The 22,474-nt window shown below is 69.5% G+C and carries 21 protein-coding genes; 3 read left to right on the top strand and 18 right to left on the bottom strand.

Annotated features, from left to right (window positions below):
- The 15 genes from AC1RSK_RS15685 to AC1RSK_RS15615 are packed head-to-tail and all read right to left on the bottom strand — an operon-like array spanning position 1 to position 13,192.
- On the bottom strand, positions 1-885 hold the full coding sequence (locus AC1RSK_RS15685; RefSeq protein WP_492908513.1) for a phage tail protein: 885 nt from the start codon (positions 883-885) through the stop codon (positions 1-3).
- Positions 886-887: 2 nt separating this feature from the next.
- Complete coding sequence (locus AC1RSK_RS15680; RefSeq protein WP_492908512.1) at positions 888-2,090, bottom strand: hypothetical protein; 1,203 nt, start codon at positions 2,088-2,090, stop codon at positions 888-890.
- The gene (locus AC1RSK_RS15675; protein ID WP_492908511.1) at positions 2,083-5,097 is read right to left on the bottom strand and encodes a baseplate J/gp47 family protein; all 3,015 of its coding nucleotides are present in this window, start codon (positions 5,095-5,097) and stop codon (positions 2,083-2,085) included. The genes AC1RSK_RS15680 and AC1RSK_RS15675 overlap by 8 nt, the downstream gene beginning before the upstream one ends.
- A 4-nt stretch (positions 5,098-5,101) precedes the next feature.
- Positions 5,102-5,314 carry a hypothetical protein gene (locus AC1RSK_RS15670; protein WP_492908509.1) on the bottom strand — a complete coding sequence of 71 codons (213 nt, stop codon included), beginning with the start codon at positions 5,312-5,314 and terminating at the stop codon, positions 5,102-5,104.
- Between the two features lie 5 nt (positions 5,315-5,319).
- Positions 5,320-5,721 (bottom strand): GPW/gp25 family protein, encoded by a 402-nt coding sequence (locus AC1RSK_RS15665; RefSeq protein ID WP_492908508.1) that lies wholly within the window; start codon positions 5,719-5,721, stop codon positions 5,320-5,322.
- Between the two features lie 4 nt (positions 5,722-5,725).
- Entirely contained in the window at positions 5,726-6,121 is a 396-nt protein-coding gene (locus tag AC1RSK_RS15660; RefSeq protein ID WP_492908507.1) for a PAAR domain-containing protein, read from the bottom strand.
- Positions 6,122-6,129: 8 nt separating this feature from the next.
- On the bottom strand, positions 6,130-6,759 hold the full coding sequence (locus AC1RSK_RS15655) for a phage baseplate assembly protein V (RefSeq protein WP_492908506.1): 630 nt from the start codon (positions 6,757-6,759) through the stop codon (positions 6,130-6,132).
- The gene (locus AC1RSK_RS15650; RefSeq protein ID WP_492908505.1) at positions 6,756-7,808 is read right to left on the bottom strand and encodes a phage late control D family protein; all 1,053 of its coding nucleotides are present in this window, start codon (positions 7,806-7,808) and stop codon (positions 6,756-6,758) included. Before AC1RSK_RS15650 ends, AC1RSK_RS15655 begins: the two co-directional genes overlap by 4 nt.
- Before the next feature lie 6 nt (positions 7,809-7,814).
- Positions 7,815-8,444 (bottom strand): CIS tube protein, encoded by a 630-nt coding sequence (locus AC1RSK_RS15645; protein WP_492908504.1) that lies wholly within the window; start codon positions 8,442-8,444, stop codon positions 7,815-7,817.
- The gene (locus AC1RSK_RS15640; protein ID WP_492908503.1) at positions 8,441-9,988 is read right to left on the bottom strand and encodes a hypothetical protein; all 1,548 of its coding nucleotides are present in this window, start codon (positions 9,986-9,988) and stop codon (positions 8,441-8,443) included. Before AC1RSK_RS15640 ends, AC1RSK_RS15645 begins: the two co-directional genes overlap by 4 nt.
- The gene (locus AC1RSK_RS15635; protein WP_492908502.1) at positions 9,985-10,497 is read right to left on the bottom strand and encodes a phage tail protein; all 513 of its coding nucleotides are present in this window, start codon (positions 10,495-10,497) and stop codon (positions 9,985-9,987) included. The genes AC1RSK_RS15640 and AC1RSK_RS15635 overlap by 4 nt, the downstream gene beginning before the upstream one ends.
- A 3-nt stretch (positions 10,498-10,500) precedes the next feature.
- A complete protein-coding gene (locus AC1RSK_RS15630; RefSeq protein WP_492908501.1) occupies positions 10,501-10,686 on the bottom strand; it encodes a DUF6760 family protein in 186 nt (61 codons plus the stop codon).
- A complete protein-coding gene (locus tag AC1RSK_RS15625; protein WP_492908500.1) occupies positions 10,686-11,054 on the bottom strand; it encodes a hypothetical protein in 369 nt (122 codons plus the stop codon). The genes AC1RSK_RS15630 and AC1RSK_RS15625 overlap by 1 nt, the downstream gene beginning before the upstream one ends.
- 16 nt (positions 11,055-11,070) lie before the next feature.
- Positions 11,071-11,517: a phage tail protein gene (locus AC1RSK_RS15620; protein ID WP_492908499.1), complete on the bottom strand. Its 447-nt coding sequence runs from the start codon at positions 11,515-11,517 to the stop codon at positions 11,071-11,073.
- Positions 11,518-11,551: 34 nt separating this feature from the next.
- Positions 11,552-13,192: a phage tail sheath family protein gene (locus AC1RSK_RS15615; RefSeq protein WP_492908498.1), complete on the bottom strand. Its 1,641-nt coding sequence runs from the start codon at positions 13,190-13,192 to the stop codon at positions 11,552-11,554.
- A gap of 276 nt (positions 13,193-13,468) precedes the next feature.
- On the opposite strand from AC1RSK_RS15615, the gene AC1RSK_RS15610 reads away from it, so the two are divergent.
- On the top strand, positions 13,469-13,849 hold the full coding sequence (locus AC1RSK_RS15610; protein ID WP_492908497.1) for a hypothetical protein: 381 nt from the start codon (positions 13,469-13,471) through the stop codon (positions 13,847-13,849).
- A 55-nt stretch (positions 13,850-13,904) separates the two neighbouring features.
- Complete coding sequence (locus AC1RSK_RS15605) at positions 13,905-14,573, top strand: Pvc16 family protein (protein WP_492908496.1); 669 nt, start codon at positions 13,905-13,907, stop codon at positions 14,571-14,573.
- 7 nt (positions 14,574-14,580) lie between these two features.
- Here AC1RSK_RS15605 and AC1RSK_RS15600 read toward each other — a convergent pair whose 3' ends face one another.
- Both AC1RSK_RS15600 and AC1RSK_RS15595 read right to left on the bottom strand, forming a co-directional pair.
- Positions 14,581-16,977, bottom strand: coding sequence for a hypothetical protein (locus AC1RSK_RS15600; protein WP_492908495.1), 2,397 nt, complete (start codon positions 16,975-16,977; stop codon positions 14,581-14,583).
- Positions 16,978-17,004: 27 nt separating this feature from the next.
- A complete protein-coding gene (locus AC1RSK_RS15595; protein ID WP_492908493.1) occupies positions 17,005-18,840 on the bottom strand; it encodes a hypothetical protein in 1,836 nt (611 codons plus the stop codon).
- Between the two features lie 136 nt (positions 18,841-18,976).
- On the opposite strand from AC1RSK_RS15595, the gene AC1RSK_RS15590 reads away from it, so the two are divergent.
- Positions 18,977-20,923: an ATP-binding protein gene (locus tag AC1RSK_RS15590; RefSeq protein WP_492908492.1), complete on the top strand. Its 1,947-nt coding sequence runs from the start codon at positions 18,977-18,979 to the stop codon at positions 20,921-20,923.
- A gap of 481 nt (positions 20,924-21,404) precedes the next feature.
- On the opposite strand, the gene AC1RSK_RS15585 is transcribed toward AC1RSK_RS15590, so the two are convergent.
- Positions 21,405-22,412, bottom strand: a complete 1,008-nt coding sequence (locus tag AC1RSK_RS15585; protein ID WP_492908491.1) for a zinc-dependent alcohol dehydrogenase family protein — start codon at positions 22,410-22,412, stop codon at positions 21,405-21,407.
- Positions 22,413-22,474: the final 62 nt, after the last annotated feature.

Below are 22,474 nucleotides of genomic sequence, written 5' to 3'. Positions count from 1 at the left end.
CTATTGATCCGCTGCCATCGGCAGCAAGAAGGTCTCGCCGACGACGCTGTTGACGCCCAGCTTGGTGATCGTCGTGCGGACGTCCACGGTGTAGCTGGTGTGGGCCGGCTTCTCCTGGTCGACCAGCGCCCGGATGGCGGCGACCTTGGCGAGAACCGGCATGGAATGGATGTCGTAGGTCGGCACCGTCAGCACGACCTGGAAGGCGAAGGGCCGAACCCCGCCGACCACCGGATCGCCGCTCGCATAGGCCGCCTTCAGCTGGGTGTTGCGGCCGACGGTCATGGCGGGGGCGGCGACCACATCGTTCACCTTGATGTCGCCCTTGATGAAGGTGTTGAGCAGCTCCTCTAGACCGGCAGCCGTCCCCCGTTGCCGGAATACGGGAAGGATCGTGGCCATGATTTCCCGTTTCGAGTCCAACGTCCAGTTGTTATCGCAGGCCAAACCGATCCAAGTTGATTGCCAGTCGAGAAGCTCGCTCAGCCAGGCGGTGACCGCGGTGTCGACGGTGGCCTGCCAGGTCCCCGGGTCGGTCGGATTGGCGATGCCGAAATAGTCGTTCAGGCTGTTGAACAGCTGGTCGGTATAGGTCGTCGACGGCGGCGGGTTGGGCTGCAGCGGCGGGATGAAGACCTCGTCGCCCGGCGGGAACAGGAAGCTGAGCTGCGGATAGAAGAGCTGCGGCAGCACATCGATGACGTCGGCCATGCCGCGCCGGTTGACCGTGTGGGTGGTGGTCTCGTTCTGGACCGGGGCGTTACGGTCGAGCAGGTTCTGCAGGATGCCCAGATAGGCGTCGAGAAAGGCCTGGTCGCCCGCCCCGCCGCCCGGCTGATAGACCGCCGGCAGGAACTGGATGTAGCGGATCGGCGGATCGGCCATCGTCAGATCCCCGGATACGGCAGCAGGGTGTCGATGCCGACGCGCGAATGCACCCCGACCTGCAGGGTCCAGGTGTCGCTGCTGGCGGTGATCGTCGCCTGCCAGATGCGCGGCAGGCCGCGCTCGTAGCCCGGCCCCAGCATGCTGGTGGCGCCCAGCGTGCTCTCGCCGATGGTGAAGCCGTCCAGGGTCTCGGCGTCGACATGGATCGGCTGGCTGTGGTCGATGCCGGGGACGGCGGCGGCGACGGTCAGCACGTCGTCGTCGGTCAGGTCGCGGCCATAGGGCCACCCCGTCCCGTCCGGCCCGCCGGTGGTCGGCGAGACGAAGGCGACAATGGCGTTGAACACCGCATTGAGCACCGCCTTCGGATCGGCCTGCGGCAGCACCGCCAGATGCATGTTCAGGATCACCGGATTGTAGATCGGCGGCCGCACCTTGACCGGCGTGCCGAGCAGGCGGCGCGGCTCGAGGTACTGGGTGATCGCCATGCACAGGGTGTCGTAGCTGAAGCTGACGTAGAGCAGCTGGCCGGCCTGCAGGTTGGCGGTCAGCACCTGCAGCGCGGGACCGTCGTCCTTGGCCGGCAGCACCGAGACCCCGTAGCCGATCGGGTACATGGTGATCGGGATCACCTCCATGGCCGGCGGCCGGGCGCGCGCCACCACCCGCTCGATGACGTATTGCGGCGAGGTCGCCGGCACGTCCTGGGTGACCTGGAAGGCCAGCCGCACGAAGTCGTCCTCGCTGACCGCGCGGTAGGCGGTGGTCCAGAAGGCGATGGCCCTCTGGCGCAGGGCGGTCAGGTCGAGGGGCGCGCCGTTCTGGATGGCCAGCAGGAACTGCGCCAGCTTCAGGCGCGGCGGATCCAGCGGCACCTCGACCCCGGCCAGGTAGAGGATGTTGCCCTGCGGCTGCTTGAGGACGTCGGACTCGAGGTCGCGCACCAGGGTTTCCAGCGCGTCGCCCGAGGCCCCGACCAGCCAGTAGGCGAAGTTCAGGTAGAGGGCGTTAGGGACCGTATCGATCCGGTAGAGGGTGATGTCGCCCAGCCAGGCCAGCAGCTGCAGCAACGTCGTGCCCGGGTCGGAGTAATTGTAGTCGGTCCAGTTGTCGCTGTAGCGCGGGATCGACGCCGTCAGCTCCTTGACCAGGGTGGCGTAGTCCTTGTCGCTGAGGACGGGCAGGTCGAGCCGGTCAGGCATGGACGAACTCCACGCTGAGCGGTCCTGGCTGGGGCAGCTGGTTGGCCTCCAGGTCGACGGCGGTCAGGTCGTCCTCCAGACTGACCCCGTCGACGAACGCCACGCCCGCCACCGCCCCGGCCATCTCGGCCACCGAAGCGGCCGTCAGCCGCGAGCCGAACCGCCAGCCCTGGCCGTCCGGCCCGCCGGTCAGCGGATTGAGGAACTGGGCGTAGGCGCTGGTCAGCGCCTTGCTGACCGCCGGCTGGGTGGCCCCGGGCGTCAGGGCCACGGTGATGCTGGCGGCGATGGCCGGATAGTCGGGGCCGGCGACGACGATGTAGGGGCTGAGCAGCGGCAGCGAGCGCTGGCAGACCTGGTCCTGGATGCGGCTGGTCAGGTCGAAGCCGGGGGTGGGCGTCTGGCCGGCGTCACGCGGCAGGATGGTCAGCCGCACCATGCCGCTGTCGGTGTCCTCGCAGACCGCCCGCACGACGTCCTGCGACGCTTCCAGCGCCACGTTGGCGAAGTCCGACAGGGTCACCGCCAGCGCTTGGCCGCGCACCTGGGCCGGGGCACGCCAGCGCAGTTCCTCCCGCTTGTCGGCCGCCACGCCGCCGACCGCGTCCATGACGTTGCGCAGGGCGCCAAGGCCGGGAATGGCCGTCTTCAGGGTGTCCAGCGTCCCGGCCGGCACATTGCCGCCCGGCCCGCCGCCGCTGAGGTAGTGGAAGGCCTGGATGTTGCGCTTGCCCTTGGGCGGAATGAGACCCGTGATCCCGTTGCCGAACGCGATCTGCCCGGTGCTGTGGTCGAGGATGTAGTCGCGGCTGCCGGGCTTGGAGAAGTCGAAGTTCGACACCTCGCGCCAGGTCACCCAGGCCTCGACCGGTTCGCCCTTGCCCTTCAGACGGGCGACCGCCAGGTCTTTGTCGAGGGCCGCCTGCAGGTCGGCGTCGTCCTCGGAAAAGATCGCCGGCATCGGCTCCAGCACCTTCACCGACGGGCCCGCCAGGATCGACTTCTGTGGAAACAGGAAGACCTGGTCCGGCCCGCCCGTGCTCGATCCGAGGATGACCAGCGTCTGGGTCACGGCGTTCATGGCCGGGGCGACGTTGGCGTAGATGCCCGACAGCAGGATCGGATTGGCGTCGTCGATGGCCTGCGACTGCATCCGCAGCCAGCGCCAAGTCTGGCCCATCATGGTGATCGGCGGAAACACCCTCGGGGCCTGGAAGATGGCGACGCCGTCGCGGCTGGAGCGGCTGGCCGTGCGGATCGGCGTCAGGCTCTTCCAGCCGTCCGGCGACAGGTAGTCGATGCCCAGGGTTTCGACGAACTGGCCGCCCTTGTCCGACAGCTCGGCCGGCAGGGCGTTCGGCTGGCAGGCCGGGGCGAAGAACAGGGTCATCGGCCCGTCGGCGACCTGGCTCTCGTAAGGATCGCAATCGAGCCCCAGGTAGAAGGTCGGGGTCAGTTCGGGCGGCGCGGTGAACGGCCGCCCATCGACGGATGCGTCGAGCGGCGCGTAGTCGAAGCCGTTCAGAGTCTCCATCAGCTCGGGCCGCTTGACCTGCACGCAGCCGATGGCCAGCGACTGGATGAAGGGCGGGGCCCAGGTCGCCGCCTGATAGACGTAGCCGAAGTTGATCCCCTGCTGGGTCAGGGCGGCGATGGCGGCGGCCTGGTTGGTGACGTAGGGGGCCAGCACATCCTCGACCACCTGGGTGGCGGTCTCGGTGACCACCATCCCAGCCTGGGCGCCGTAGCCGCCGGCGGCGATGCGGGCCCGGATCCAGTAGTTCTTCTTGTTGTTGACCGCCGTCTCTTCGATCTGCGGGCAGGTGAAGCTGACCACGCCGGAGCGGCTGAAATTGTTGGTGCCGTCGATGACGGCCAGCGGGCTCCAGGCCTCGCCGTCCCAGTATTCCCAGGCCAAGGTCACCGGTCCCGGCAGGACGATCGGCTGCACCGTGAAATCGAGGGTGATCTCGGCCTGCTGGCGCGAGAACACCGAGGTCGAGGCCAGGTAAAAGGCGTCGTTGAGCGAAGGGGTGTAGCCGAACGGCCGGCCACCCTTCTTCAGGTCGACGGGGGCGCCGTTGTACATCGCCGCGTCGGCCGCCACCTCGTTCAGGGCGATGGTCACCGCCAGGGAATAGATCTGCGGCAGCACCCCGTCCTGGAACCGCACGATGCGCGCCCCGGTCGCCGGGCCGACCGCCAGCCAGGGGGCGCTGACGCCGTTGATCGCGCCCGTCGGCAGGTCGGGCAGGTCGGCGAAGGTGAAGGTCAGGGTGTCGTAGCCGTTGACCGTCATCTCCGGCTTCAGCGTCGCGCCGGCGGCGTTCGACCAGTTCTGGAAATAGGCGGCGTAGAGGTTGGCCCCTTCAAGGGCGACGGTCAGGGTCCCGGTCAGCCCGGCGAAGTCGAAGGCGGGGTCGGCCATGTACAGTTCATGGGCGAAGGACTGCTCGGCCGGGTCGGAGCCGAACAGGCTGAAGGTCCCGGCCTGACCCGCCAGGCGCGGGCTGTAGTCGATGTAGCCGTCTGCGTCCGGCTGCACGCCGATGGCGGCCGCCAGGGTCAGCGGCAGCACCTTCACCGCCTCGCTGGTCTGGAAGGTCAGGCCGGGCTGCTGGCTGGCGATGACCTGGGCCAGGGCCGGCACCACCACCGCCGTCTTGCCGGTGGTGGTGAAGGCGATCGGCGTCTCGGCTGCTTCCGGCGGGCGCAGGGTGACGCCCATGAAGTCCCAGAAGGCCATGGCGTACTTGTCGGGCACGCCGTTCAGCGGGGTGTTCAGCTTGTGGAACAGCTCGCCGAACAGCTTGAACATCACCAGCCCGGGGTCGGCCCGGTCGAAGTACATGGGGTCGTCGCCGAACGAGACGGCCCATTGCGGCAGCTTGGTGCGCGCCGCCTTGAGGCAGGCGGCGTAGATGTCGTCGGGCATGCGGCTGTCCAGCACCGGGGCGGCGAGCCCCAGGCTGTTCAGGTCGCTATCGCTCGACGCGGCGGCGGTCATCGGATCATTCGGCGGCGTCGGCGATGGTCGGGACGTCGCTCAGGGCTTCCTCGAGCACCTGAATGGCCCCGCTGATGCGCAGCAGGGTCTGGCCCAGCTCGGCCTTGCGGGCCTCCAGCGCGGCCAGCTGCTGTTCGCCGGCGGCGTACTCGCGGCGCAGCTCGCCCAGGCGGACGGCGATCCTCTCGCGCATCGGGTCGGGGGTGTTGTCAGTCATCGGCTTCATCCCAGGTAGAAGGGGTAGACAAGGTTGTGGCGGCTGTTGAAGGCGCGGATCACGTAGTCGATGCTGATCAGCAGCACCTCGCGGTTGCTCGGATCGACGCTGGCGGTGACGTTGCTGACCTTGATGCGCGGCTCCCAGGCCTGCAGGGCCGAGCGGACGGCGTGGTCGGCCAGGTGGATCGACTGGGCGTTGTTGGCCTCGAAGACCATCTGCTTCAGGTCGCAGCCGAAGGTCGGCTCCATCACCCGCTCGCCTTTCGAGGTCGAGAGGATCAGGCCGATCGATTGCGAGATCAGGGCGGCGTCGCTCTTCATCGCCACCTTGCCGCCGACGGTGTCGATGGGAAACGCCCAGCCGGTTCCCAGGAAGTCGGGCGGCGCGCTCTTGGGATAGGGCATGGCGTCAGCCTCCGATCATCACGGTGCTTTCGGCGACCACCGTGCCGATCGGCTCGGGGGCCGGATCGTTGCAGGTCAGCGCCGTGTCGCCGGCCCGGGCGGCCGGCTTGCCGTTGATCATCACCGTGGCGCTGCCCATGACGATCTCGCCCTGGTTGGTCGGCGGATCGAGGAACTCGCCGCCGATCGGGATATGCGGCGGCTCGTTGGTGGCCCCGCTGCCGAGGGTGGCGGCGGGCATGCCGTTGATCATCACGGTCTCCGACACGCCGCTGTCGATGATGCCGTCGAACGGCAACTCCTCGGGGGTCGGCACCAGGTCCGGGCCTTCAGGGATCAGCACGATGTGCATGTCCATCGCCACGATGTGGTCCCCAAGCTTGGCGGCCGGCTGTCCCATCACATTCCTCAGTTCAGGTTGATCATGGCGCCGGTCAGCGTCAGCTCGCCGTCGGCGGCGAGGGTGGCGTTGGCGTCGGTGGTCAGGGTCAGGCCCTGGGAGGCGTTGATCAGCACCTGCGCGCCGTTGATGGCGATCTGGCCGTTCGGGGCCGACAGGGTCAGGTCCTGGGTCGAGCTGATGGTGATGTTGTTGGCCTGGGTGTCGATGGTGATGGCGTTGCCGGTCTTGTCGGTGATGGTGATGCTGGTCCCGTTGTTGGTGTCGTCAAACTTCAGCATCGCGCCGCTGACCATCTGGATCTGGCCCACCGTCGCCGCCTGCTCGGCGGGGACCGGCGGCTTGTCCTGGCCGTTCCACAGGACGCCGATGACATAGGGCCGGCTGGTGTCGCCCTGCTCGAAGGCGATCAGCACCTCGTCATCCGGGGCCGGGAAGAAGAAGGCCCCCTTGCTGGCGCCGGCAAAGAAGGAGGCCACCCGCGCCCAGGCCGAGCCCACCGTCAGGGTCGGGAAATTGACCTGCACGCGGCCCAGGTTGTCCGGGTCGCCGTCGGCCTTGCTGACGACGCCGATGACCACGCCAAAGATCAGCTCCTGGCTGATCGGGTTGGCGGGCAGCAGGTCGGACAGGCTCATATGCCGGTCCTCCGCACTTCAAAGCGGGTCTTGTAGCCGCCGTACAGATCGTAGGTGTGGCGGGCGGCGACCACGTAGTAGAGGCCGTCGTAGCCATCGCCGATGTTGCTGATGGTGACGTTGACCCCGGCGGTGATCGCCGCATTGCCGGGGCACTCAGCGACGCCCTCCATGAAATCGTCCAGCCCCGTCTCATAGGCGCCCGTGGCCAGGCTGCTGGCGATCTGGCTGTCGGTGATGCTGGCGTCCGGCGCGGTCACCGCCGAGGAGGCGAAGCTGGACGAGGCGTCGTAGCCGGTCTGGTCGCCGCCCATCTTGTCGGTCGGCGGGCCGCTAGAGACGGTGGCGGTGATCAGCTGCTTGGCCTGCGGATCCCAGCCCTGGCGGGTGACGCTCGAGCCTCGCTTCAAGGCCCTCAGGCGGGCCCTGAAACTGGTCAGCGACACGCCGTATTCCAGGCTGACCACCGGCTCCTCGCCCGCCTGGCTGGCCCGGAAATAGACCTGCCGGCCGCTGGCCAGCAGCTCGAAGCCCAGCCGCTCGGCCCGCGAGCGCAGCAGGCGGTAGGCGCTGACGTTGTTCTGCAGGACGTAGGGGTAAAGGGCCTCGGTGCTGTCGACCATCGGCTCGAAGCCGGCCTGTTCGATCACCTGGCTGGCGATCTGGCTGTCGGTGCTGTTGGCGAAGGTCTGGACGGCGTTGCCGAAGTCGAGGTCGAACAGGGCGTCATAGCCGGTGATCTCGATCTGCCGGCGGGAGCGGGTGAGGTTGGGCTCCAGCGCTCCGATCTTGCCGCTGAACATCTCCACCGGCGTCTGCAGCCCGATGCTGGCGCTCATCGAGGCCCCCAGCTCGAAGGTCCCGAAGTTCATCGCCTGGCCGGCGGTGGCGTTGTAGTCGGTCGGGGTGATGACCACCGTGCAGGCGGCCGGCAGGTTGAGCTGCTGGTCGATCACCAGGCTGGTCATCGAGGCGACCTCGGCCGCCGGCGCGTCCGTCCCGTCGAACGACACCTTGAAAACCCCGCCCTGGACCGACGTTCCCGCCATGCTGGGTCACCCGTGATAGTCGGGGATGATCAGCGTGCGGCCGAGGTCCGAGCGCAGCGGGAACAGCAGCGGGTCCTCGATGCCGTTGGCCGCCGCGATGTCGCGCCAGTTGGCCGCGTTGCCTGTCTCCCGCCAGGCCAGGTTGTCCAGCCGGTCGCTGCTGTTGACCACCGCGAACCGCCGGCAGTTGTCGAGGCCCGCGTCCTCAAGCACCTCCTGCTGCGTCGGCACGTCGGTGAAGGTCAGGCTGGCTTCGCAGCGGGCCGGAATGCCGCTGGGCAGGAACAGGGTGAAGCGCTGATCGAAGCTGGACAGCACGCCGGTGTATTTGAAGCCGCCCCAGCTGAAGAGGCATTTGGGCGGATCGCGCTTGGCTCCGGCCCCCTGGGTCGGGGTCTGCAGGTCGGCGATCGGCTGGGTCAGCAGCCGCACGTCGGTGCCCGCCTCATAGCTGTCGAAGAACAGGCTGACGGTGAATTCCGGGTCGGTAAGCGTCTGGAACTGCACGCCTTCCGGTGACTCTGCCAGCTCCATCTTACGGCTGGAGGTATATTCGGTGGGGTTGTAGGCGACGGTGATCTTGGCCCCGGTGTCGAGGTTCTGGATCACCGCCTTGGTCGGTTCCTGGATGCTCATAGCCGGCCGCTCCGTTCCAGCCCGCGTTTCAGCTGCCACTCGAACTCGGCCAGCAGCCGCTCGGCCAGCGGCTCGAAGTCGCCGGCCGGCAGCTCGTTCAGCGCCTTGCGCAGCGCCGGCCCGTCGATCTGGGCCGCCTTGGCCGCCGCCTCGGCCGCCCGCGCCGCCCGGGCGCGGGGTTCGGACCGCTCGTCCGCCTCACGCGTCGCCGCCGGCGGCGGGACTGGCGGAACCGGCGCGCGTCGGACGTCGAGCGCCAGGACCTGCCGGCGCTGATCGGGCCGGGCCGTGACCGGGCCTGGCGTGGCGGCCGGCTCCGCTCTTGGGTTGGCCGGGATCAGGCGCGCCGGCGTCAGGTTTGGCGAGCCGGCGGCGCGGGCTGTCGCCGGTTGGGCCCGGCCGTCGAGCCCGGCCGCGCCGGCTCGTTCGCCCGCCGGCGTAGCAATGACCCGGCTAGCCGGCGCGCCCGGCTCGGCGGGCCGGCCGGCGACGCGGGGGATGATCGGCGTCAGTCCTGGCCGCGTGGGCGCGGGGCGGCCGGCCAGGGTCCGGCGGTCGTGGCTGGGGCCCAGGCCACGGCGGCTGCGCACGGTGAGCTTCGGAGTCCGGTCCGCGACCAGCCGGCGGGCGGCGACGGCCGCGCGCGGGCGGGGCGTCTCGGGGGCTTGCGGATGCTCAAGGGCCGCTTCAGGGCGGGCGGCCTTCTCGGGCGCGCCGGGCCGTGGGGCGGCGTCCCGCGGGATGACGTTCCCTGGCGAGGCGTCACGCCGGACGACCTCGATCCGGGCCTGATCGTTGGCCGAGGGCGGGGCGGGGCGCACCGTGTCCGTCGTCGCGGCGGGCGCCGCCGCGCCGCGCCGCGCGGAGGCCTGAACGGCCCCATCGCGCCCCGCTGATCCTTCGCGACCCTGCCGGCCGGCCTCCCCGGCGACCGCCGTCGCGCGGACGCTGTCCGGCGCCCGGACCGCCAGCACGGGCGCCGTCGTCGAGGGCGCCGCCGGCGCCAGCGACCGGATGACCAGCAGGGGCCCGGTCTCGGACGTCGAAAAGGTGCGGATCTGCCGGATGACGGTCGGCGAGAGCGCGCGGCCTTCGCGCCCGGGCGTCGATAGCAGGATGATGGCCGGGCCGGGCCGGTCCCGCCGCTCGGTCTCGCCCGCGCGCGGCGCCGCCGGGCGCTCGGCCCGCCGGGCCTCCTGCCGCCCGACCTCGGTTCGGGCCGCCCGGGCCTCGCGACGCGTGGCGGCCGGCTCGGCGCGCGCGGTCAGCAACCGGCGCAGCAGGCGGATGTCGGCGCTCAGGCGGATGTGCAGCGGCTGCGGCCGGTCCGGCGTCCGCGCCCGCTCGGCCGGCGACGGCGTGGGCGTCGGCGGCGTCAGCACCAGCAGTTCGGCCTCCGCCGGCCAGGTCCCGGCCAGCCGGTAGCGGGCCATCAACCCCCGCGCCAGCGCCGCCGCCCCGGTCGCCCCACGCAGCCCCAGCGCCATTGCTTTCGGCGAGATCACCACCGGCGCCGCCGCCCGGCTGACCGCCAGCCGGCTCATATCAGCCCCCCCAGCGAGCCGATGGCCGAGGCGATCGGGTTCTCCAGACCCTCGTGGGCCAGGGTGACGGTGGTGGTCAGAATGGTGCTGGAGCCGGCGTCGAACGACGGCCCGACCCAGGAGGTCGGCCAGGCCCGGGCGATGTTCCACCACATCTTCGGGATGCCCATGTCGTTGAGCAGGTAGATGGTGGCGTTGCGCCGGGTGATCTTGCCGCCCACCACCTGCTGATGCCAGGCCCACAGCATGTCGATGTCCGACAGGCCGCTGATCAGCTGGATGTCAGAGTAGCTGCTCGATTTGGGAAGCTTGTAGGCATAGCTGTTGTTGCCGCCCTGGCGGATGTCCTCGACCTCGGTGGTGACATCCAGGCCGCTGACCTGGGTGAAGCCGCCGGCCAGGATGCCCTGGATTTCGACCAGGAAGTTGTAGCCCACATAGGGGTTGTCGCGGATGCCCGTGACCTTGCTGAACACCGCCGCCGCGGCGCTGGGCCCGATGACCGGCATGGCCTAGACATCCTCGAGCGAGCGCGGCCCGGCGCTCTCGCCGCCGGCCTGACGGTTGATGGCGCTGGTCTCGGCGCACCAGCGCCGCCGCTCGCCGTGTTCGAGGTTGAGCAGCGTCGCGTAGTCCCAGTGCAGGTAGTAGGCGAGGAAGGCTATCTCCCGGTGAATGGCCTCGTGGGGATAGCCCATCAGGACTCCCCCATGGGGGGGCCTCCCGCGACTTCGAAACCGTGCTCGCACTTGGGGCAGGTGACGCTCAGGGTGTCGTCGCCGGTGGCGTTGATCCGCTGGTAGAGGTCCTGCAGATAGGCGAAGTCGGCGGCGAACAGCCCCTCGATGACCATCGGCGTGATCATGCCCAGCGACCCCAGCCGGGTGACCACCCGCGACAGCAGGATGACCGACAGATAGGCCTCGTTCTGGCGCACCCGCGGGTCCTTCATCGGCAGCAGTTCGTCGGCCGCCGTGGCCAGCCGCATGACGCCGTCGGTGTGCAGGTTCCCCTCGCCGTCGACATAGCCCTTGGGCAGGCGAAACTCGAACTCGGTCTTCAGCATTTACCCCGCCTGCTTGTCAGCTCGCCCGTGTGATGGTCTCGACCTCCAGCTCCAGCGTCTCGATCATCGCCTCGCTGGCGGAGGCGGAGAAATCGGTGGTGCTGTATTTGGTCGGCCAGGTGTTGGTCATGTTCCAGCGCACCTTGTCCTGGCCGGACTCGTCGACGAGGATCACCGACACGCTCTTGCGCCCGCCCACGTCGGCGCCCAGCGACGAGACCGAGCTGAACCAGTTGTAGAGGTCCATGCTGTCGGTCAGGCCGCGCTTCAGCGACAGGGTGCCGACACTGAGTTGGCCCGACAGCTTGCGCGTCGCCCCATCGGTGCCCTCGCGGTAGTTGATCGACTCGATGCTCATGTCCGGCAGGGTGGCTTCCGAGAATCCGGCGATCTGGATGCCCTGGATCTCCAGTCGGAAACGAAAGCCCTTGTAGGGATCGTTACGGGTTCCGGCCGTGGCCATATGCGGTCGTCCTGGATGGCGTTGCGGTCAAGGGTCAGCTGGAGCCCAGCGTCGCCTGCTGAATGCGGATGATCACGAACTCGGCCGGGAAGACCGGACAGACCTTGATGTCCACATAGAGCTGGCCCTGGGCCTGCAGGTCGGGCGGGTTGTTGCCGGCGTCGCACTGCACGGCGAAGGCCTGGGCGGCGCTGGCCCCGAACAGGGCCCCGGCCTGCCACATGGTGGTCAGGAAGTCGCTGACGTCCCGGGTCACCGTGCCCCACAGCTTCTGGGTGTTGGGCTCGAACACCACCCACTGCAGGCCGCTGTACAGCGACACCTCGATCTCGATCAGCAGCCTGCGGACGCTGATGTAGATGAGGCTGGGGTCGGTCGACATGGTCCGGCCGCCATAGGCGCAGATGCCGTAGTTGACGAACGGCCGGATGGCGTTGATGCCGTTGGGGTTCAGCGTGTCCTGGTCGCTGTCGGTCAGGATCTGGGTGACGCCGGTGGCGATGTTGAGGACGCCGTAGGTGATCCCCGCCGCCACCTGCCAGGGGCCGATGGCCGTGTCGGTCGCCGCATAGGTGCCGGCCATCGCCCCCGAGGGCGGGATCGGCACGTTCATGTTCGACGACGGATTGAGGAAGGTGATCCACGGGTAGTAGAGCGCCCCGTAGGAGGAGTGCAGGGCGTTGCCTTCCGGCACCGAGCCGTCGGGGCTGGCGGCGCCGGTCTTGAACGCCTCGATGTCCTGCACCGACAGGCCGAAGGGCGGATCGGCGATGTAGAACAGGTCCAGGTGCGGCCGGTTCTCGCAATAGGTCACCGACTGCTGCACCACCTCGCGCTGCAGTCCCAGGTCCGGGATCGACACCGACTCCGGGGCGACCAGCAGGCTGATGTTGTTGATGATGTCCAGCGCGCCCAGCGCCGTGGTCAGCTGCAGCGGGGTCGAGACCGGATCGCCCGCGCCGCCCGACAGCGGCGTCGGCGTCAGCTGGTTGGCCGGCCGCGTCGCCCCCGTCGTCGTCACCAGCACCCGGATGAAGATCGAGGTGCCGTTGATCTTGGTCTCGATGTTGCTGGCGGCGGTGGCGCTCGCCTTCTGCATGTCGGCGGCGCTGTAGCCGGGGAAGCTCTCGACCTGGTAGTAGGTCTCGCCGTTGATGGTCTGCTTGGCCAGCTTGTTGGCCGAGGCGTAGAAGGCGACCAGCTGGTCGTAGAAGCTCAGGTCCGTGCCGGCGTCCGGCATCTTGTACAGCACGTTGATGGCGAACACCGGCTTGACCGTGGTGTCGTTCGGGTCGGTCGGCGGCGGATAGTTGGTCACCGTCACCGCCAGGCTGTCGCCCCAGGCCCCCGGGCAGGCGGCGCTGATCTGCAGGGCCCCGTCCAGGTAGGTGGCGGGAGTCTCGGCGGTCACCGGCGTCGGCCCGGCCCGCACCACGTAACAGACCGCGCCGCCCTGCACGAAGAAGGAATAGACCGCGAACGGCAGCTGGGCTCCCCACATCATCCCCCCGAAGGTGGCGACGTATTGATTCCAGCTCGTGATCAGAACGGCCTCGTTGTAGGGGCCGGTCTCGGTGATGCCCACGAAGGCGGTGTTGCTGGTCGCCGCCGCCGTGATCAGCTGCGGTCCAGGCAACTCCTGGACGTAGACGCCGGGGTGCAGATAGGTCGCCATGTCGCCCTGACTTGATACAATGCCCGCGAGAACTGGTTGGCAGTTCGACTTGAGCGTATGCCTGTTGTCGGGCGGCCGTCAAACCCTTCCGAACGTCGGGCGCATAAGGCTTAGCGCCGATATAGCCAGCCGCTGAATGAACGCGGGAATTGTAAACCCAGAAATGCGACTCAAATCATTTGCAATTGTATTCCGACTGATACAACCTCAGCGCGTCGCCACCGAGTGGGGAGGCGGGATGTCATCTGAAATCGCCAATCTGAAGGGAGAAGGCCAATGGCCGACCTCGGCTATCGCAGCATTGAAGTGAATGTGGTCAACGACACGCGCGGCAACCTGACCGTTCAGGGCCCGACCATCGGCAGCGGCAACACCTGGATCCAGGGCGAATCCGCGACCCAGGGCGCCGCGCTCGGGCAGTACATGTCCGCCAAGTGGGGCGTCTCGACCAACGACGTCGACGGCACCGCGACGGCGTCGGTGCAGCTGACCGGCCTCGGCTCCTATCCGGTGGCGATCTCGTTCACCAACGACATGAACGGCAACAGCAACTGCACCGTGGCCGGCAACGACATGGTCAAGGGCACCGCCACCCCGGTCTCGACCGGCGAGCAGAACCACACCCTCTACAACGTGCAACTGGTCCCCGGGCCGTAGCACAGGGCCGTTCGGCGGCGGCCTGTGAAGGCTGCCGCCGACCTACCTCCACACCGTGAATCCCGACCTGGCGATCGCATCGATCACCCTGGCCATCCGCCAGCGGTTGCAGGCGGCCCTCAACCGGGTCGACTCCCTGGGCGGCGAGGTGCGCACCGAGCGCCCCGACAAGCTGACCGACACCGGCGCGCCGGTGGTCAACCTCTACCTCTACCAGCTCAACCTGAACCCCTTCATGCGCAACAATGACCTCGACCCGGTCATCGTGCGCACGCCCGACAAGTCGGGCGGCTACAAGGTCGCGGCGACCAGCATCCAGACCTACAGGGTGCCGCTGAAGCTGCGCTACATGCTCTCCTTCTTCGGCGACGAGCGCACCCTGGTGCCGCAGCGCCTGCTGGCCGTCTGCGTGGCGGCGCTCAATCGCCTGCCGCAGATCGACGCGCGGGCAGTGGCTGCCGCCGCCAATCTCGTCGCCGGAAACGCCGCCGCGCCGCCGGAGCCGATCCCCGACCTCGACGACGTCAACCTGACCTTCGCCGACCTGACTCTCGACGACACCTACCGCCTGTGGTCGGCCTTCAAGGCTACCTACGCCCTGTCGGTCGGCTACCTGGCCGACACCGCCATTGTCTACAGCGCCCCGGAACCGACGGAGGTCAGCCTGGTCGAGGAGCTGGAGCTGGCCGCCAGTCTGCTGCCGCCGCTGATCCTGCGGCCCTGAGCCAGCGCTACAGCTCGTCCTCCTCCTCTTCGTTCCGCCTCGACTTCTTGCGGGATTGCGACTGGGCGCCCGGGTTGCCGTTCCGGTCCCGCTTGTTGTTGGCGGGCTGCTGCTGCGCCGGCGCCGGGGGATGGAAGACAGGTGGCGGATGATGCACGACCGGCAGAGGCGGCAGACCGTAGGGGTTGAAACCCCCGAAGGCGGGCGGGCCGCCGAAGCCGCCGTGCGCCGGCATGAAACCCCAGGGAAGCGGATACAGGGGCGGCGGCGCAAACCCCTGCGGCGGATAGTAGGGCATGGGCATCGGCGGCGGCGTGTACAGCGGCGCGGAGGGCGCGAAGCTGGTCTGGAACGGATTGTAGCCGCCGAACGTCGACGGGCCGAACCCGCCAAATCCTCCCGTCGGCCCAGACCCGAAAGAGCTCGATCCGAAACTGGCTTTGGTCGGAACGCTCGGACTGGACCCGCCATAGGCGCTCACCAGGCTGTGGGCGATGGAAGGCGGAGGCTTGAGCGGGCTCGGCGGGGTCGGGCCGGGCATCGAGAGCGTCGGCGGAGGCCCGCCGAACGTGACGCCGCCCGGCGATCCGAAGCTTGGGGGCGGGCCTGAAGGCTTGGAGCTTGAATGCAGGGCCACCAGGCTGTGGGCGATCGAGGGGCTGGTCTGGGCCAGGCTTGGCGGGGCCAGGCTTGGCGGGGCGAGGCTGGGCGGCGTCAGGCTGATCGTTGTCGGGCTGGGGCCTCCGGTCGTCGGGCCGCCAAGGATCGGGCCGCTCGGCGGCGGCAGTCCGGTCCCCGGCGTTGGGCCGGGCAGCGACGGCGACGGGCTCGGCCCGCCCGTGCCGGGGCTTGGCCCGCTGACCGTGGTCGGCACGACGGGGGCGGTGGAGGAGACGGACGGACCCCCGGAACTGGCGGCGGGATTGCGCGGCGGCGCCTGGACGCCCGTGAAGGTATGGCTGCTCTGGGTCGTGGTGCCCCAGGACTTGCCCTTCTTGGGCGTGGCCACCGTCATGCTGTTCATCGCCCAGCGGATGTCGCCGGCGTAGTCGCCGGTGGGCGAGACCAGGCCCTGGACGTGCCCCTCGCCCTTGTCCTCGAAGGCGTCGTCCATGCCTTTGCCCTTGGTGACGGTCGCCTGGTAGGCATACTCATGGTCGGGGCTCGTCGTATCGACCTTGACGATCCACAGCGACGGCACGCGCGGCGTCAGGCTGATCGAGGCGGGCAAGGCCTGGCCCGCCTTGTAGACCGGCAGGGCGATGGGCGACTCCGAGGCCTTCGGGGCCGAAGGCGACATGCCGATGTACTGGCCGTAGGCGAACAATCGCTCCAGGTCGGTGCGTTTGACGCTGTAGTCCGAGGCCGGATAGCGGACCGTCGCGGTGTAGGTGGCGTCGGGCGTCGCCGACGGCGTGGCGGACACGGGCGCCGCCTTCAGGCTCAGGCCCTTGTGGCCGATCTTCTCGATGGCCCGGTAGAAGGGCGAATTGAACGGCCGCTGCTGGGGCGCGAAGTTGAACTGCTCGTAGCTGTCGATGCCGAGGATCTGGTCGGAGATCAGGTGGCCGCCCTCGTAGTTCTCGGCCTTGTCCGGCATCGCCTCGTTCAGATAGGCCTCCAGCTTGCCCAGGGTGCCATAGGCGGTCTGGGTCGGATCGCCGCCCCGGGCCTTGCCGTTGCGTGTGCCGTTGATGGCCGCGGTCACAGAGCCGGCCCGGTCGCAGCTGGCCTTGAGCGTCCCCACCATCCGGCCGAACGGTCCCTGGAGGATATCGACCGGCACGTTTCGGACCAGCTTCGCCCCCGCCGCCGGGTCGGTGAACGGCAGCTGGTTCTGGATCTCCGTCCAGGGCGAAGGTGGGGTGGTGAAGCTCTGGCCGGTGATGTGGTTGAGCGCCATCTGCAGCATCGGACCCGCCGACCCCGAATCCGCCGGCAATGACGCCGCCAGCAGCGGTTCGGCCGACCGCCCGGCGGCGACGGCGTCCGCCACCCGGTCGGCCATCGTCTCGTGGCGGTCGCCCAGCGCCCCGACCCCGTGCCGCAGCGACGCCCCGCCCCGCTGATAGTGGGCAAGGTGGGCCGCCTCGTGGGCGGCGGTGTGCAGGCTGGGCCGGCCGGCGAAGGCCGCCTGGCCGTCCAGCACGAAGGCGGCGGCGTTCATCTTTCCCGCGATCGCGTTCGTCGCCGGACCCATGTGAGCCCGCAGGCCGTCCGGCGCGAACTGGCCGAAGGCGCGCCGGATGCGCTCGCCGTGCGGGTAGGGGGAGCTGGCCCCGGTCAGGCCCTGCCGCGCCGCCTGCCGCAGCGCCGCCGCCTCCGCCCCGCTGCGGCGGCCGTCGCGGGCGGCGGCCTCCAGAGGCCGGCCGGCCTCGCTGGCGGGGGCGGCGAACTCAGGCATCCGGCCGCGCGCCTTGGGCCTGGCCGGTCATGTGCTGAAGTCCATGGAGTTCTTGGGGTAGGTGAACCGCTGCATGACGATCAGCCGGGCCAGGCTGCTGTTGTACTGGGGCGTGTTGCCCTTGCGGGCGGTGGCCGGCTTCTTCACCCCCTTGCGACGCCCCTTTCCCCTGCGGGCGTTCGCGATCTTCATCTTCATATAGTCCAGCCGGCTGAACCGCTTCTTCTGCAGCCGCTTCTGGTGACCCTGGTAGATCAGCCGGAAGGCCTCCTCCATCGAACCGAGCGTCAGGGTCAGGTGCGGGTTCTCCTTCAGGATCAGCTTGGCCAGCAGTTTCTGCTTGGCGTAGTTGACGTTGAGGATGTCGGTGATCGGCCGGACCTTCTTCAGGGTCGGCGCGACCAGAGGCGGCGGCTGCGGCAGGGAGGTGACGCCCTTGTTCAGATAGGCGGTCTGGCCCCTCGGAACCGACTGGATGGCCGTGAAGCTGTGCTTGGACGCCTGTCCGGTGCCCAAGGTGCCCGGCCGGTTCATCGAGGCGTTCTTCAGCGTGTCCATCGCCCAGTAGTTGGAGTCGAGATACTGGCTGGTCTTCGGCTCCTCCTTCAGCACCGAGGGCTCGTCGGCCATGAACCCGGCGTAGGCGCCGTCGGTCTTGTCGATCGAGCTTTCGTGGGCGAACACGAAGTCGCTGTCGGCGACGCTGGCCTCGGCCTGCCAGCGCGACGGCACCCGGGTGGTCAGGGTGACGTCCGTCGGCTTGGGCGAGGCGCCGATCTGGTTGTCGTGGATGCCCAGCCGCGCCTGGATCTTGCTGGTCGGAATCTTGTGGGTGGCGGCCGGATAGGTGACCCAGGCCTTCAGGCTCCAGTTCGGCGTCGCCTTCTTGACGCCTGACTTCTGGGTGAGCCCGCCGGCGGCGATCTCCTCGATCTTGCGATAGATGGGCGCGTTGATGTGCCCGCGCTGCGGCGCGAAGTTGGCCTGCACATAGCTGGCGGTGCCGAGAATCTCGTCGGAGACCAGATGGCCGCCCTCGAACTCGTATTTCGGGGCCGTCGGGGTGTCGGTCAGATACTCCTCGAAGCTGCCAAGGGCGCCATAGGCCGACTGGGTCGCATCGCTCTTGCGCACGCCGCCGGTGCGTTTGCCGTCGAGGGAGGCGGTCACCGATTCCGCCCGCACGCAGCTGTTGCCCAGGGTCGTGACCATGGGACCGAAGCGGCCCGGGTTGAGGCCGGTGACCACCGAGTCGATGTCGTAGCCGTTGCCCAGTTTCAGCTGGGCCTGGATCTCGGCCCAGGGCGTGGCCTTGGCGCCGCCGGTATGGGCGGAGATGGTGTTGACCATCTGCAGCATCGGTCCCGCCGGCGCGGACGGCGCGGCCCCGCCGAAGGCCGAGGCGAACAGCGGTTCGGCCGATCCGCCCGAGACCACCGTGTCGGCCACCCGGTCGGCCATCCGCTCGTGGGCGTCGCTCATATGGCCGACACCGTGGGCCAGGGCCGCGCCGCCGCGGGCCTGGTGGACCATGTGGGCGGCCTCATGGGCGGCGGTGTGCAGGCTGGGCCGTTCGGCGAAGACGGCCCGGCCGTTCAGCACATAGCCGCCGGCGCTCAGGGCCCCGCTGGCCGCCCGCGCCGCCGGCCCCATGTGGGCGGCCAGGCCGCTGGGGGCATAGGTCCCGAAGGCGGCGCGGATGCGGTCGCTGTAGGGAAAGGGGCTGGCCGGGTCCGACAGGCCGCCGCGGGCGACCGCGTGCATTGCCCGGGCCTGACCCGCCGTACGGCCGGCGTTGAGCGCCGCCTCGGCGGTGGAGGCCGAGCCCTCGGTGGTCCGTTGCGGCGCGGCGGCGGTCGGCAAGGCGCGGCTCCCCTCTTGGGCGCCAGCCTGACCCATTTCGCCTTATCCGACAATAAAGAGACGAGCCCGCTGTGGTTGATTGCGCGCCCGCGAACCGACAGAGTGACGTCTTGCGTCGCCGTGGGGAGGGCCTGCCTTGAAATCCGGATCCTCGACCTCCGGCGGCGACGCTGTGCAGCACGGCCTCGACCATGTGCTCGCCCGCCTGGTCGCCCTGGCCAGCGCCGGCGAGGGGCAGGCGCCGTCGCCCGCCATCCTGCGGCTCGACGACCCGGCCCTGGCCCATCCCCAGCTTCAGGCGCTGGCCGCCGCCTTCGGCCTGACCGCCTTCGAGGCCCAGGTTCTGCTGCTCGCCTTCGGGGCCGAGGTCTCGCCCGAGATCGCCGCCCTCTGCGCCGAGTGCCAGGAGGACGAGGGCCTGGTCCGCCCGACCCTGCGCCTGGCCGTCGCCCTGTTTCCCGGCAGCGACTGGAGCGCCTTCACCCCGTCCGGCCCCCTGCGCCGCTGGGATCTGATCCAGCTCGACCCTGGCGGCCTGCTCGACGCGCCCCTGCGGCTCAGCGAGTTCGCCCTGCACTGGCTGTGCGGCGTCGCCAGCCGCGACCGATCCATCCTCGAGGCTCTTGAACGCCTGGCCCCGGAGGACGCCGACCGCGCCGTCCCCTCGCACCAGGCCCTGGCCGGCCGCATGGCCGCCGCCGTTCGCGCCGCCGCCGGCTCGGGCCAGCGGCCCCAGGCGTTGACGCTGGCCTGTCCCGACGCCGGCGATGTCCGCGCCCTGGCCGCCGCCGTCGCCCGCGACCTCGGCATGCCGGCCGACCGCCTCAGCCTCGATGTGGTCTTCCAGTCCCTCGACCGGCCGGCCCTGGCCCGGCTGATCCAGCGCGAGCACGCCCTGGCGCCGACCCTGCTGCTGGTCGAGCCCGGCGAGGGCCCCGAGGACCGGGCCATGGTCGTCGGCGACTTCCTGCGCCGCCTGCCGGGGCCGCTGATCCTGGCCGGCCCGCACCGGCGCCAGCGCTGGCCGATCGAGGCCGCCGCCTTCGAGGCCGGCACGCCGCAGCCGCAGGAACAGCAGGCCCTCTGGCGCGAGCTGCTCGGCAAGGCCGCCGAGCCGCTGGCCCCCATGCTGGCCCGTTTCGACATGCGCCGCGGGGCCATCGAAAGCGCCCACCGCGCCGCCGCCATCGCCCGCGAGGCGGCCGGCGACACCCGCCGCCCCAGTACCTGGCATGGCGCCCTCAGCGAAGCCTGTCGGGCCGAACTGCGCGGCCCGCTGGAGGCCTTCGCCGACCGCATCGACAGCCGCGCCAGCCTGGACGCCCTGGTCCTGCCGCCGGTCCAGCGGGCCCAGCTCGACGCCATCGTCCGCGACGTCGCCAACCAGAGCGCCGTCACCGAGGCCTGGAAGGCCGGCGGCGGCTCCAGTCGCGGCCTTGGCCTGACCGCCCTGTTCTCCGGGCCCAGCGGCTCAGGGAAAACCACGGCCGCCGAGGCCCTGGCCGGGGCGCTGGACCTCGACCTCTACCGGGTCGACCTGTCGGCGGTGGTCAGCAAATACATCGGCGAGACCGAGAAGCAGCTGTCCAAGGTCTTCGACGCCGCCGAGCAGGGCGCCAACCTCTTGCTATTCGACGAGGGCGACGCCCTGTTCGGCAAGCGCACCGACGTGCGCGACAGCCACGACCGCTACGCCAACCAGGAGGTCAGCTACCTGTTGCAGCGGCTGGAGAGCTACCGGGGCCTGGCGGTGCTGGCCAGCAACCTGGCCGACAGCCTCGACAGCGCCTTCCTGCGCCGCTTCCGCTACGTCGTCGAATTCCCCATGCCAGGGCCGGTCGAGCGGGCCGACATCTGGCGCGGCGTGTTCGGCGACAGGATCGCCGTGCGCAAGCTCGATCCCGACCGCCTCGGCAAGCTCAACCTCTCCGGCGGCGCCATCCGCAACGTCGCCCTCCGCGCCGCCTTCCTGGCCGCCGGCGGCGACGGCCCGGTGACCATGGAGCTGATCTACGAAGCGGCCCGCGAGGAATACCGCAAGCTCCACCGGGTGATGACCGAGGAGGAGATGGGGGAGGGGTAAAAAGCTGCTTGTGAGTTCGCCTCTGGTCTCCCTTCTCCCCTCGCGGGAGAAGGTGTCGGCAAAGCCGACGGATGAGGGGGCTCACCGACTTCTGACACAGCCCGTCGCCACCGCCTCATCGCAGTTGAACGACCTGGGAGCCCCCTCATCCGGCCCTTCGGGCCACCTTCTCCCGCGAAGGGAGAAGGGCGCCCCGAGGCGAACCCACAAACGTTGGCGGAACCGCGTCCGAGTTTTACCCAGGCGAAATTATCGACCCCATTCAGTCCGCTCGCCGCCACCGGCGGCCAGGCGCCGGTCACAGGGTGGTCTCCGGTAGGTCCAACCGAGGTCCAACATCGGCTGAAACGACGCTTCCGGCGGACCTGCTGGTGGTCCGAAGTTGGTCGTTACGTCTTTGATTTCACAAAGAAAAGCCGCTCAACAAACCACCCGAAATCTGCTAGAATAGCTTCGCTTCGACAAGCCGCCGGACCGAAGCCTAGATGTCCACTACGATCTTGCCGAAGTGAGCCCCCGACTCCTGGTGCGCGAACGCCGCCCCCAGCTGCGCCAGCGGGAAGGACCGGTCCAACACCGGCTTGAAGCCGACCACGTCGATGGCCCGCACCATGTCCTGCTGATGGCGGCGGCTGCCGACGGTCAGGCCGATCAGCCGGATCGACTTGCCCATGATGGCCACCGTCGGGATCTCGCCGGAATAGCCGGCCAGCACCCCGATCAGGCCGATGTGGCCGCCGATGCGTGAGGCGGTGATCGACTGGGGCATGGTGCCCGAGCCGCCGATCTCGACGATGTGGTCGACGCCGCGACCGAGGGTGATCTCGCGGGCCTTGGCGCCCCAGGCCGGGGTGGTCTTGTAGTTGATCAGGTGATCGGCCCCCAACGCCTTTAGCCGCTCCAGCTTCTCGTCCGACGAGGAGGTGGCGATGACCTCGCAGCCGAAGGCCTTGGCGATCTGCAGCGCATAGATCGACACCCCGCCGGTGCCCTGCACCAGCACGGTCTCGCCGGCCTTCAGATGGCCGTCAGCGACCAGGCAGCGCCAGGCGGTGACGCCGGCGCAGGTGAGGGTGGCGGCCTCGGCGGCGGTCCAGCCCTTGGGCGCTTGGGTGAAGGCGGTGGCCGGCATGATGACCTGCTCGCGGGCGTAGCCGTCGATCCCGTCGCCGGGCACGCGGGTGAAGGCGGTTTCCGGCGGCTCGCCGTCCAGCCAGTCGGGGAAGAAGGTCGAGACCGCCAGGTCGCCGACCTTGAAGTCCTTGACCCCCTCGCCGACGGCCAGCACCTCGCCGGCCCCGTCGGACATCGGGATGCGGTCGTCGGGCGTCGGGATCATGCCCTTGACCACCATCAGGTCGTGGTAGTTCAGCGAACTCGCCCGCAGGCGGACCTTGATCTCGCCGGGCCCCGGGGCGCCGGGCTCGGGCCGGTCGACCAGGGTCAGCTTGTCCAGGCCGCCCGGATTGCGAACTTCAATGGCTTTCATGCCCGTCTCCCTGGCTCTGGCGGGTCGCCAGAACGAAACCGCCGGGACAGTCAGACGACTGC

This window comes from Caulobacter sp. GW821-FHT11A05, from assembly GCF_058809015.1.
This window is presented reverse-complemented; position numbering and strand designations above follow the sequence as displayed.